Consider the following 12,196-nt stretch of genomic DNA (forward strand, 5'->3'; position numbering starts at 1 on the left):
GGCCTCCCTCGGGCCGAGCCCGAGATTTCGCCCCCTTCGGCGCCGCGCTCGCGCGGCGGCCGTCCCTTTCCCCTAGATCGTGACGAGCGGCCTTCGTCTCAAGCCGCTTTGGCCGATTGCGCCGCCGCCTCGGCATAGGCCCAGTCGATCCATTGCGTCAGCGCGGCCACGTCGCTGGCCTCCACCGTGGCGCCGCACCAGATGCGCAGGCCGGGCGGGGCGTCGCGATAGGCGCCGAAGTCGAAGCCCGCGCCTTCTTTTTCGACGAGGCCGACGATGCGCGCGGCGAGCGTCGATTGCTCGGCGCGCGGCAGGGCGGCGACGGCGGGATCGGCGAAGACGAGGCAGACGCCGGTGTTGGAGCGCGTCGCCGGATCCTGGGCGAGATGGGTGAACCAGGGCGTTTTCTCGACCCAGTCATGCACCACTTTGGCGTTGGCGTTGGCGCGCGCGAAAAGCGCGTCGAGCCCGCCGATCGATTTGGCCCATTTCAGCGTATCGAGATAATCCTCGACGCAGAGCATGGAGGGCGTGTTGATCGTGTCGCCCTCGAAAATGCTCTCCACGAGCTTGCCGTTCTTGGTGAGGCGGAAAATCTTCGGCAGCGGCCAAGCGGGCGTATAGCTCTCGAGCCGCTCCACGGCGCGCGGCGAGAGGATGAGCATGCCATGGGCCGCCTCGCCGCCCATCACCTTCTGCCAGGAGTAGGTGACGACATCGAGCTTGTCGAATTCGAGCGGCTGCGCGAAGGCGGCCGAGGTCGCGTCGCAGATGGTCAGGCCCTTGCGGTCGGCGGGGATGAAATCCGCGTTCTGCACGCGCACGCCGGCGGTGGTGCCGTTCCAGGCGAAGACGAAATCATTGTCGAAGTTTATCTTCGACAGGTCGGGCAATTCGCCGAAGGGGGCGACGAAGCTGCGGGCGGCGCCCGGCTTCAGCTGCTCGATGATGTCCGTGACCCAATCCGCGCTGAAGCTCTCCCAGGCGGCGACATCGACGCCGCGCGCGCCGATCATCGACCACAGCGCCATTTCGACGGCGCCGGTGTCCGAGGCGGGGACGATGGCGATGCGATGGCTCGCCGGCACGCGCAGCACCTCGCGCGTCAGATCGATGGCTTCCTTCAGCTTCGCCTTGCCGGCCGGGGAGCGATGCGAGCGGCCGAGAGCCGCGCCCGCGAGCGCGTCCAGCGTCCAGCCGGGACGCTTGGAGCAAGGACCTGAAGAGAAACGCGGATCGGCCGGCTTCACGCCGGGCTTTTGGATGGGCATTTTTGTGCTGCCTCCCCGGGGCATGGATTTTCGGAGCCTGCGCTACGCGCAACACGTCTTCGCGTCAAGTCGGGCGCGAGCTGGGGCGGGGCGGGGGATAGCCGGTCGAGCGCGGCGGGGAGCTTTTCGCGAAGGGAGGGCCGCCGCCGGGAGGGGCCAGTCGTGGGGGCCGGTTGCGGCGGCGGCGGCGATCCTCAGTCGATCAGATAGCGGAAGCCGAGCCGTACCTGCTGAATGTCGAGCTTGCGGGTATGGCTGACGCCGAGCGCGTCCTTGCCCGAGATCGAGCCCAGATTGAGATAGCGATAGCCGATGTCGACAGACCAATGATCGGTGATGTCATAGGCGAAGCCGCCCATGAAGGCATAAGCGAATTTCAGATAGGTGTTGGAGTAGCTGCGGTCCCAATTGGCCATATAGGTGCCGAGCGTGTAGGGGTCGGTCCAGGTCGTTCCGGCATAGGGAACGAGATTGCCCATGTACCATTGCACCTGGGCCTTCTGGAACAGCACATCGACGCCGGCGCCGGCCCCGATATAGGGCGTTAGTCCGCCCCATGTGCCGAGATCGATATAGACATTGCCGAGGAAGACCGAAGCGGTTCCGCGGCTCTGCGAATAGGGGAAACAGTCGGTGGCGATGGCGATGGAGTCGGTGTAGGGGCCGCCGGCTGGCGTGCCCACCGCGCCGGTCTGGCAGGGCGTCGAGACATAGGAGGCGCCCGACCGGCTGTAGAGCGGCTGATAATCGGCGGTGACGTCGGTGCGCAGCCAGCTATTGTAGCGATAGCCGAAGCCGATGCCGGCCGACCAATTGTTGACGAAATTATTGGCCGTCACCGCGCCGTCTATATTCAGCACGGGCGTGCGCGCCGCGGCGATGTCGCCGCGCAAATACCAGCCGGTTCCCAGCTCGACGGGCTGGTACTCCTGCTCGGGCGGTGAGAAGAAAGGCATATCCGCGGCGACGGCGGAGCCGGCGGACAAAAGGCCCAGAGCCGCCACGAACAGCCCCGCCCCGGCGCAGGAACCGGAAAATCTCATTGGTTCATCCTCGCTACGCGCCGGGCGGCCTGAATCGGGCCGCGACGCGGGTGATGAACGATGAGTAAGTGATTATGCTTAATTGTTACTTAATGAGCGCCGCCGCGGGCCTGTCGCCACGGCGGCGCTCCAGCCTGTCAAATGAGATTGAAGAGGCGCGTCAGCAGCGGCGACAGGATCAGCAGAATGAAGCCGAGATAGATCGCGCCCAGCGCGAAGGCCGGAATGAAGCGCATCCCGGCGTGACGATAGATCCACAGGAATACGGTGAACTTCCACAGCACCAGCGGAAACAGCACGAAGCCGACGAGCTTCAGGGCCGGCATCGGCGGCGGAAATATCTGCGCCACTGCGAGCGTCAGCACGAAGGATACGAGGCCGATGACCGCGCCCGTGGAGGTGAGGGCGATCAGCGTCTGCTGAAAGCGCTCGCGCGTTCCGGTCAGCAGCAGCGCGCCGAAGGTCAACGCGGCCAGCAGGGCGGCGCTCACCAGGCCGTAGGCGACCGAGGGAGGAATTTCGGCGCTCACCAATTGGCCGCCCACCTCGGTCAGAAAATAGGCGGCGATGCTGATCCACAGCGCCTGCCGCGAGTCGGGCAGCGGAGCCGGCCCGGCCTCGAGCTTGATGAGATCGAGGAGCGCCTTGGGCGTCGGCGGCAGGCTGATGGACGGCGAGATCGACATTTGACGGCCTATCGGGTTGGAGCCTCGTCGGCGGAAGGTCGCGACCTGCGCCCCCGCTTTGCACAAAAGCGGCGAAGCCTGCGGTTCGAGAGAGCCGCAGGCGCCGCCGCCGCAGCCGCGTCTCTATCATGCTTTTCGGCGCGGCGGAACAATGGCCGTACGGGCGGGGCTCAGGGCAAAGAGCGCGTCCAGTCTTCGGTCGCGATCACCTGCGCGACGCGATGCGCCGCCTCCGCCCAGCTTACGCGGCTGACGGCGGAGGGATCGCCCGTCGCCCTTCCGTCGAGCAGCTCCCGAATGCGCTCGGCGAGAGCGGCCGGATCATTGACGCGGAAATAGAGGGCGCCGGCGCCGCCGACCTCGCGGAACACGGGAATGTCGCTGCAGATCACTGGCCGGCCGCGACGCGCGGCCTCGGCGATCGGCAGGCCGAAGCCCTCCGCATAGGAAGGAACGAGCGCCGCCGCGCTTTTGTCGTAGAGAAAGGCGAGCTCGGCGTCGCCGATATCGTCGAACCAGAAGAGGCGTCGCCCGAATTCGGCATGGCCGCGGATCTCGGCGGCGATCGCCTCCTCGAACCAGCCGCGCCGTCCGACGAAAACCAGCCGCGCAGCGCGACCCTCGCGCCACAGCGCCTCGAAAGCTTTCAGCGCGACGCGATGGCCTTTGCGCGGCTCCACAGTGCCGACGCTCAGAAACATGGCGCCGCCGGCTGCTGCGGCGGCGATCTGCGGCCGCGGCGCGGCCGGCGCGCCATCGGCGATATCCGAGCCGCAATGGAACCAGCCGATCGAAAGGCCGGGGCGGTGCGGCAGTCCCGTCTCTTCCACGAAATCCGCCAGCTCCTCGGCGACCGTGCGCGAGATGGCGAGAAAGGCGTCGCTCTCGATGAGCGCACGGCGCAGCCATGCCTCGTAGCGGGGCGGCGTCACCTCATGGCAGGCGTGCGGATAGAGGACGGGGATGAGATCGAAAATGCAGGTGACGATCTCGCCGCCGCCGGCGCGAATGCGAGAGAAGACAGGCTGAAACTCCTCGAAAGCGTTCCAGCTGTCCGAGAGCATGAAGAAGCGGTCGCCCGGCTCTATCTCTATTTCGCGATCCTGGCCGGCAGTTCCGCCGATGAGCGCGGCGACGAAGGCCTCGCAGGTAAAGAGGCGGCCGCCCTCGCAGCGCACGGCGATCACGGGAATGGGAAGCGCCGGATCGCGATAGAGCCCCTGCGTGATCTTCTTGACGACGCGCTGTATGCCGGTGCCGGCGTCCCGCCGCGCCGTCGCGGTCACATCGACCAGCAGCCGTCGCGGCTTTTGCGTCTCGCCCTGAGCGGCGGGCTCCATGGCGGCGGACTCGACCGCGGGCGCCGCGGTCTCGCGTGAGAATATTCGCAGCAGCGGCGTCGCCGCATCGACGAGCGCCGCCTCGAAACGGCGCAACGGCCGGAAGATCAGCCAGGCGGCGGAATACACGTTTTTCTCGCGCTCATGGACGAGATGCAGAAGCTCGGCGCGCAGAAAATCGAGCTGATGCTCGAGCAGGCGATTGCGTTCCTCGAGACGCCGCTCGCGTTCGCTGGTCATTTCGTCGCTTCTACGGCCGCGCGCCAATGATCGAGCAGATCGACGAGCGTCTCGTCGATCGTTCTGCGCGGGCTCCAGCCGGTCGCCGCGCGCATCTTGCCGGCGGCGCATCTGGCGATCGGAATATCGGCCGGCCGCAGCCTATCGGGATCGACCACGATCTCGAAATCGCGGCGCGCCAGCGCGCGCATCTTTTCGACCAGGGACGCGAGCGGGCGCGTCTCGCCCGAGGCGATGTCGAAGACATTGCGTGCGGGAAGATCGGGCGCAACGGCGATGAGCCGCAGATAGGCGTCGACGACGTCGCGCACGTCCAGAAAATCGCGCTGCACGGATAGATCGCCGACCGAGAGGCGCGGCTCGGCGCGTCCCCTCTCGATCTCGACGATCTGCGCGGCGAAGGAGGCGACGGCGAAACGCTTGTCCTGCCCCGGGCCGATATGGCTGAAGGGGCGCGCCACGATGAGCCGCGCCGTCTGCGGCAGAACATCCGCCAGCATCGACTCCGCCGCCAGCTTGGAGCGGGCGTAGACGCTGAGCGGCCGCGGGATCATATCCTCATGCGCAGGGCCCTCGACGAGGCTCGCGCCATAGACATCGGCGGTGGAGGCAAAGAGCAGGACGGCCGCAGGCGCGTGGCGCGCGAGCGCCGAGGCGAGATTGAACGCGCCGTCGAAATTGACGCGCCAAGTCTCTTCCGCCGCCAGAAAGGATTGCGCGGCCGAGGCTTGCGCGGCGAGATGAATGACGAGATCGGGCCGCGCCTGCGCGATGGCGGCGTCGACCGCCTCGGCGTCGAGCAGATCGAAGGCGATCGGGGTCCAGCGCTGATCGGGCGCCGGCTCGCCCGGCCGAGCCAGCGATAGGCGATGCGCCGCGGGATAGGCGCGCGCCAGCGCCTCCAGCACATAGCGTCCGACGAAGCCGGAGCCGCCGGTCACCAATATGCGTTCGTAGCGGGCCGTGGTCGTGGACGCGGCTTCCACGCTCATCGTGTCGCCGATTCGTGGCCCAGCCGCTCGAGATCGGCGTCGACCATCTCGCGGATGAGCTGGTCGAGCGAGGTCTCGGGCGCCCAGCCCAGCGCCTTGCGCGCCTTGCTGGAATCGCCGAGCAGAATATCGACCTCCGCCGGGCGGTAGAATTTCGGATCGATCACCACATGCGCCTCCATGTCGAGGCCGGCATGGGCGAAAGCGATGCGGCACATGTCGCGCACTGTGGTGGTGACGCCCGTCGCCACCACATAATCGTCCGGCGTCTCCTGCTGCAGCATCAGCCACATGGCCCGCACATAATCGCGCGCATGGCCCCAGTCGCGCTTGGCGTCTATGTTGCCGAGGCGAAGCTCCTTGGCGAGGCCGAGCTTTATGCGCGCTACGCTGTCGGTCACCTTGCGGGTGACGAATTCTATGCCGCGCAGCGGGCTCTCATGGTTGAAGAGAATGCCCGAGGAGGCGTGCATGCCGAAGCTCTCGCGGTAATTGACCGTGATCCAATGGCCATAGAGCTTGGCGACGGCGTAAGGCGAGCGCGGATAGAAGGGCGTCTTCTCGCTCTGCATCGGCTCCTGAATGAGGCCGTACATCTCGGAGGAGGAGGCCTGGTAGAAGCGCGCGCCGGGGGCGCCGAGCCGCAGCGCCTCGAGCACATTGGCGACGGCGACGGCGGTGATGTTGGCGGTGAGAATGGGCTGGCGCCAGGAGGAGGCGACGAAGGATTGCGCGGCGAGATTGTAGACCTCGTCCGGCTTCACCTCCTGGACGATGCGCAGCAGGCTGGAGAGATCGCCGAGATCGCCGTCGAGCAGCTGCACGTCATTGGCGACGCCGAGCCAGCGCAGGCGATGGTCCTCGACGCCGCGATGCGAGGAGCGGCGGATCACGCCATAGACTTCATACCCCTTGCCGAGCAGAAGCTGTGCGAGATAGGCCCCATCCTGTCCGGTAATGCCCGTCAGCAGCGCGCGTTTCGTCATGCGAAGAACCTCATAGCGGCCGGCTCCGCGCGCCCGGGAACGTCGCATCGCCTGCGTTTTGGACGCGGCGTCGGGCGGGCGCCGGCGAATCGGCCCGTGGAAATGAGCCGTGGCGACGAGCGCTCGCGTCTTACAAAAGGGCTAGCCCGAAGGCAAGTCTCGCGGCCGGCGGCGTCTCGCGACGCTCCCCTTCAGGGACGCGTCGATTCGTGATAGCGCAAGCGAGCGGCGAAAGAGGCGAAGAAATGGCGCAGGCGGAAGCATTGGCGACGGACGAGCAAGAGTTGGGCGCGCTGATGGCCGATATCGGCGCCGGCGCCCGGCGGGCGGCGCGGGCGGTCGCTCTGGCGCCGGCGAAGACCAAGAATGCGGCTCTGCATGCGGCCGCGGCGGAGCTGCGCCGACGCATGCCGGAGCTGCTCGCCGCCAATGCGCTCGATGTCGCGGAGGCGAAAGCGCGCGGCACGGTCGCCTCTTATCTCGATCGGCTGACGCTCGATCCCGCGCGCGTCGAGGCGATGGCGCGCGGCCTCGAGGAGATCGCCGAGCTGGCCGATCCCGTCGGCCGGCTGCTGGCTTCCTTCGAGCGCCCCAATGGCCTCCTCATCGAGCGTGTGGCGACGCCGCTCGGCGTCATCGGGGTGATTTACGAGAGCCGGCCCAATGTCACCGCCGACGCCGGCGGCCTCTGCCTCAAGGCCGGCAATGCCGCCATTCTGCGCGGCGGCTCGGAGAGCCTGCGCTCCTCGCGCGCGATTCACGCCTGTCTCGTCGCCGGCCTCGTCGCCGCCGGCCTGCCGGAAGCGGCGATCTCGTTGGTCCCCATCGCCGATCGCGCCGCCGTCGGCGCCATGCTGGCCGGGCTGGACGGCAATGTCGACGTCATCGTGCCGCGCGGCGGCAAGAGCCTCGTCGCGCGTGTGCAGCATGAGGCGCGCGTGCCGGTCTTCGCGCATCTCGAGGGCATTGTTCATGTCTTCGTCCACGCGCAAGCCGATCTCGACATGGCGAAACGCATCTTGCTGAACGCCAAGCTCCGTCGCACCGGAATTTGCGGCGCCGCCGAGACGCTGCTGGTCGATCGCGCCTGCGCGGCCACGCATCTTTCGCCGCTTGTGAAGATGCTGCTCGACGCCGGCTGCGAGGTGCGCGGCGACGACGCGACGCAGGATGTCGACGCGCGCGTGCTGCCGGCGAGCGAGGAGGATTGGCGCGCCGAATATCTCGACGCCATTATCGCCGTCCGCGTCGTCGATGGGCTGGAGGCGGCGATCGCCCATATAGAGACCTACGGCTCGCATCACACAGATTGCATCATCACGCAGAATGAGGATGTGGCGCGGCGCTTCATGGCGGAGGTGGATTCGGCGATCGTGCTGCACAACGCCTCGACGCAATTCGCCGATGGCGGCGAATTCGGCTTCGGCGCCGAGATCGGCATAGCGACGGGAAGGATGCATGCGCGCGGACCGGTGGGCGTCGAGCAGCTCACCTCGTTCAAATATCGCGTCCACGGCGCCGGGCAGGTGCGGGGATGAAGGCGCGGAATCGTCGTGCGCGCTCCCTTCTCCCACTTGTGGGAGAAGGTGGCCCGACGCAGTCGGGTCGGATGAGGGTCGCCGAGGTTTTCCGCATGCGAGCCGAGTTGGTCCCAAAGAATGCTGTGGCCGCGAGGACCCTCATCCGACCTCGCTTCGCGAGGCCACCTTCTCCCACAAGTGGGAGAAGGAAGCGCGAACTTTCGAAGATCGCGCGATGATCCATTTGCCGCCTCATGCGCCGGGGATGCGCATCGGCCTCTTCGGCGGCTCTTTCGATCCGCCGCATGAAGGCCATGCCCATGTCTCGCAGGTGGCGTTGCAGAGGCTGGCGCTCGGTCGCCTCTGGTGGCTGGTGACGCCCGGCAATCCGCTGAAGGAGACCGCCGGCCTGCCGTCCCTGGAGCAGCGCATCGCCGCGGCGCAGAATATCGCTCGCGATCCGCGCATCGTCGTCACGGGGCTCGAGGCGGAGATCGGCGCGCGTTATACGGCGGACACGCTGCGTTTCCTGCATCGGCGCTGTCCGGGCGTGCGTTTCGTCTGGATCATGGGCGCGGATAATCTGCTGCAATTCCACCGCTGGCGCGATTGGCAGGAGATCGCGCGCACGACGCCGATCGCCATCGTCGATCGGCCGGGCGCGACATTTCGCGCCGCCTCGGCCAAAGCGGCGCAGCGTTTTGCGTCCGCGCGTCTGCCGGAAAGCGCGGCGGCGCTGCTCGCCGACATGCCGCCGCCCGCTTTCGTCTATCTGCATGCGCCGCGCGTGGCGCAGTCCTCCACCGCGCTGCGCAGCGCGAGATTATTTGCCGGCGCTGCGGCGCTGCCACCAGAGCAGAGCGGCCCCTAGGCCGATCATCGGCACCACGACCAGCACATAAGTCCAGACCGTGCCTTCGTCATAAGGGTGACTGTCGTAATAGCCGAACTCGACCGCCTGCTGATACGGATTGCGGAAGAAGAAGGTGACGAACACCCACAATGCGAGGATGACCGCCGTGAAGAACATCAGCTGACGGCTCGCCAGCAGACGCGGAATGCGGTCCTTCGGGGGCTCTTCGGTCATCGGGCGGCTCCTCGTCTCTTGTCGTCTCATGGGCGCGTCTGCCTTCGTTCTGCGAAAGCGCGCGCCATACGGCCAATAGTCATATCATCATATCGCGACCGATCGAGTCCCTTAAGACGATGTGAACCCGGCTGTGGCACGACAATAGAATTGATCGCTCGGGGGACAGCCATGTCCGGCGTAATGATTTCAGTTTCCGAATTTTTCGACGGCGCCGCCGGATCGCTGATCTGGCTGGTCTGCGCTTTCGCCGCCTGGGGGCTCATGTTCCACGCGCCATTGGGCCGGCGCGTCTTCCGGCATCGCGTCTCGATCGCGGCGCCGCCGGACAAAGTCTGGTCCGCCATGCTGCTCGAACCCTCGCCGCCCGGCGGCTGGGCGGGCGTGCTGCAAATCGAGGCGCAGCAATTCGTCGACGGGCCGCTGCTTCGGCACGAGGCCGTGGTCCGCTATCCGCATCAGCCGGGTCCGGCTAAAACCTTGCTGTCGCGCGTCGTTCGTCTCGAGCCGGCGAAGCGGCTCGAATCCGAGGCCGAATCGCTCGATGGCGTCGCCTTCGCGCCGAGGGACAAGGCGCGCGCCGTCCTCGCTCTGGCGGAAGAGGACGGCGCGACGCGGCTGGAGCAAGAAATCCACACGACGGTCAAAGGACTCTACGGCCATATAGCGACCGGGCGGTTCTATGACCGATATCTCGATCACTTGCGCGCGCATTGCGAGGGCTCGACGCCGCCGGCGCCGCGATCGCTGGTGCCGCGATCGACGGCGGTCTGTCTCGGCGTGGCGGCCGTCGTCGCGAGCGCGGTCACGATCGGCTGGAACGCCTCGGCGCCGATCTGGCTCATGGTCGGCGTCGCCGTCTGCCTGGAGCTCACGATCCTGATTCACGAGTTCGGCCATTATCTGGCGATGCGCGCCTTCGGCCATCGTGATGCGAGCGTCGTGCTGATCCCCTTCTTCGGCGGAGCGACGCTCGGCGCGCGCCCCATGGCGAGCCGCTACGAAGCGGCGATGGTCGCGCTGGCCGGCCCGGGATTTTCCGCGCTGTTCGTGTTGGTGGCGGCGCCGTTCGCGGCTCGGGGCCTCGATCTGCTGCGGATGGACGTCGGTCGGCTCGACGCCTCTCTCGATCTCGCGGGACCCGTGGCCTGCCTCGTCGTTCTCGTCGTTCTCGTCCTGATGATTCCATTGAATCTCGTCAATCTCGCGCCCTTGGGCATGTTCGACGGAGGCAAGCTGGTCGGCGCCGTCGTCCATGGCCGCGCCCAGCGCGCGGCGTTGACCGCCGCAATGGCCGCGGCGCTCGGCTATTCCACATTGCAGTGGGGCACGGCCGGCGAGTTCGGAAATATGGCGGCCTTGCTCGTCGCCATGTGGGTCTATCAATCGGTGGCGCGTCGGGCGCCCGAGCCGCGACAGGAGCCGATGACCCGCTGGCAAGCGGCGACGACGCTGGCGGCGCTCGCCGTGACCATCGCGGTCTATGCCGAGGCGTCCAGAGCGCTGCTGCCCGATTTCGCGATGGCGTTGAGGTCAGGAATGGATGCGGCGGACGGCGACCGGACGGCCTCCTCTCGCGAGGAGAGCGAGAGTCACACCGCCGCGCCATAGAGGTCATAGGCGTCGGCGCGGTCGATCTTCACCGTTACGATGTCGCCGGCGCGCAGCGGACGGCGCGAGGAGATGTGCACCGTTCCGTCGATCTGCGGCGCGTCCGCCTTGCTGCGTCCACGCGCGAGGCTGGTCGCGCCGCCGCCCGGCTCGTCCACCAGAACCTGCAGCCTCTTGCCGATCTTGCGCTTCAGCAGGCGGGCGCTGACCTTCTGCTGGCGCTCCATGAAGCGCTTCCAGCGCTGGTCCTTTACCTCGGCCGGGACCGCGTCGAGCGGCAGATCATTGGCGGGCGCGCCGGCCACGGGCTCGTAGCGGAAGGCGCCGGCGCGGTCGATCTCCGCCTCCTCCAGCCAATCGAGCAGATAGGAAAAATCCTCCTCCGTCTCGCCGGGGAAGCCGACGATGAAGGTGGAGCGCAGCGCGAGATCGGGGCAGATGCGCCGCCACGCTTTTATGCGCTCCAGCGTCTTCTCCTCATTGGCGGGGCGCTTCATCGCCTTCAGCACCGAAGGGGCGGCGTGCTGAAAGGGAATGTCGAGATAGGGCAGGATATTGCCCTGCGCCATCAGCTCGACGACCTCGTCCACATGCGGATAGGGATAGACATAATGCAGCCGCACCCAGGCCCCGAGCGAGCCCAGCTCGCGTGTGAGATCGAGGAAACGCGCGCGCACGCTGCGGTCGCCCCATGCGCTCTCGGAATAGCGCAGATCGCGGCCATAGGCGCTGGTGTCCTGCGAGATGACGAGCAGCTCCTTGACGCCCGCCTTCACCAGCCGCTCGGCCTCGCGCAGCACCTCGCCCGCAGGCCGCGAGGCCAGCGAGCCGCGCAAATGCGGAATGATGCAGAAGGAGCAGCTGTTGTCGCAGCCTTCCGAGATTTTGAGATAGGCGTAATGGCGCGGCGTGAGCTTGACGCCCTGCTCGGGCACGAGATCGAGAAACGGGTCATGGCTCGGCGCGGCAGCGGCGTGGACGGCCTCGACCACGCTCTCATAGGCCTGCGGGCCGGTGATCGCCAAAACGTCGGGGAAGCGCTCGGTGATCGCCTGCGGCTCGGCGCCCATGCAGCCGGTGACGACGACCTTGCCATTCTCCTTCAGCGCCGCGCCGATCGCCTCCAGCGACTCGGCCTTGGCGCTGTCCAGAAAGCCGCAGGTGTTCACCACGACGACATCGGCCCCCGCATGGGTGCGCGAAAGCTCATAGCCTTCGGCGCGCAGGCGCGTGAGAATGCGCTCGCTGTCGACGAGCGCCTTGGGGCAGCCGAGCGAGACGAAGGAGACGCGCGGCGCCTCTTTGGCGGGCGCGGGCGGGTCGGAGGGGACGTTCTGCATGGGCGAAGGCTTGCCATGGCGCGCGCGCCGTGGCAATCGCCCCCGGCGCGGATCGAAACGTGAACTCGGCCGAACTCGAG

The 12,196-nt window shown here is 67.2% G+C and carries 11 protein-coding genes; 3 read left to right on the forward strand and 8 right to left on the reverse strand.

The window, feature by feature from the left end; genetic code table 11:
• Window positions 1-98: 98 nt before the first annotated feature.
• The 6 genes from EDE12_RS07015 to gmd all read right to left on the reverse strand — a co-directional run bounded on the left by EDE12_RS07015 (window position 99) and on the right by gmd (window position 6,558).
• On the reverse strand, window positions 99-1,271 hold the full coding sequence (locus EDE12_RS07015; protein ID WP_026597893.1) for a phosphoserine transaminase: 1,173 nt from the start codon (window positions 1,269-1,271) through the stop codon (window positions 99-101).
• A 194-nt stretch (window positions 1,272-1,465) separates the two neighbouring features.
• A complete protein-coding gene (locus EDE12_RS07020; RefSeq protein WP_024878918.1) occupies window positions 1,466-2,314 on the reverse strand; it encodes an outer membrane beta-barrel protein in 849 nt (282 codons plus the stop codon).
• Between the two features lie 137 nt (window positions 2,315-2,451).
• The gene (locus EDE12_RS07025; RefSeq protein WP_024878919.1) at window positions 2,452-3,000 is read right to left on the reverse strand and encodes a hypothetical protein; all 549 of its coding nucleotides are present in this window, start codon (window positions 2,998-3,000) and stop codon (window positions 2,452-2,454) included.
• Window positions 3,001-3,170: 170 nt separating this feature from the next.
• Entirely contained in the window at window positions 3,171-4,580 is a 1,410-nt protein-coding gene (locus tag EDE12_RS07030) for a glycosyltransferase family 1 protein (protein ID WP_245275705.1), read from the reverse strand.
• Window positions 4,577-5,572: an NAD-dependent epimerase/dehydratase family protein gene (locus EDE12_RS07035; RefSeq protein WP_026597895.1), complete on the reverse strand. Its 996-nt coding sequence runs from the start codon at window positions 5,570-5,572 to the stop codon at window positions 4,577-4,579. The genes EDE12_RS07030 and EDE12_RS07035 overlap by 4 nt, the downstream gene beginning before the upstream one ends.
• Window positions 5,569-6,558, reverse strand: coding sequence for a GDP-mannose 4,6-dehydratase (gene gmd, locus EDE12_RS07040; protein ID WP_026597896.1), 990 nt, complete (start codon window positions 6,556-6,558; stop codon window positions 5,569-5,571). The genes EDE12_RS07035 and gmd overlap by 4 nt, the downstream gene beginning before the upstream one ends.
• A 245-nt stretch (window positions 6,559-6,803) precedes the next feature.
• Between gmd and EDE12_RS07045 the strand changes: the two genes are divergently transcribed.
• Together EDE12_RS07045 and EDE12_RS07050 are read left to right on the forward strand one after the other, a co-directional pair.
• Window positions 6,804-8,096, forward strand: coding sequence for a glutamate-5-semialdehyde dehydrogenase (locus tag EDE12_RS07045; RefSeq protein ID WP_026597897.1), 1,293 nt, complete (start codon window positions 6,804-6,806; stop codon window positions 8,094-8,096).
• Between the two features lie 217 nt (window positions 8,097-8,313).
• The gene (locus tag EDE12_RS07050; RefSeq protein WP_036290214.1) at window positions 8,314-8,949 is read left to right on the forward strand and encodes a nicotinate-nucleotide adenylyltransferase; all 636 of its coding nucleotides are present in this window, start codon (window positions 8,314-8,316) and stop codon (window positions 8,947-8,949) included.
• On the opposite strand, the gene EDE12_RS07055 is transcribed toward EDE12_RS07050, so the two are convergent.
• A complete protein-coding gene (locus tag EDE12_RS07055) occupies window positions 8,902-9,165 on the reverse strand; it encodes a hypothetical protein (RefSeq protein ID WP_026597898.1) in 264 nt (87 codons plus the stop codon). The genes EDE12_RS07050 and EDE12_RS07055 overlap by 48 nt on opposite strands.
• 183 nt (window positions 9,166-9,348) lie before the next feature.
• On the opposite strand from EDE12_RS07055, the gene EDE12_RS07060 reads away from it, so the two are divergent.
• Window positions 9,349-10,776 carry a hypothetical protein gene (locus tag EDE12_RS07060; protein WP_026597899.1) on the forward strand — a complete coding sequence of 476 codons (1,428 nt, stop codon included), beginning with the start codon at window positions 9,349-9,351 and terminating at the stop codon, window positions 10,774-10,776.
• Here the strand turns inward: EDE12_RS07060 and rimO are convergent.
• Complete coding sequence (gene rimO / locus EDE12_RS07065) at window positions 10,758-12,116, reverse strand: 30S ribosomal protein S12 methylthiotransferase RimO (RefSeq protein ID WP_026597900.1); 1,359 nt, start codon at window positions 12,114-12,116, stop codon at window positions 10,758-10,760. The genes EDE12_RS07060 and rimO overlap by 19 nt on opposite strands.
• Between the last annotated feature and the right edge of the window lie 80 nt (window positions 12,117-12,196).

Source organism: Methylosinus sp. sav-2 (assembly GCF_004366495.1).
GTDB lineage: Bacteria > Pseudomonadota > Alphaproteobacteria > Rhizobiales > Beijerinckiaceae > Methylosinus.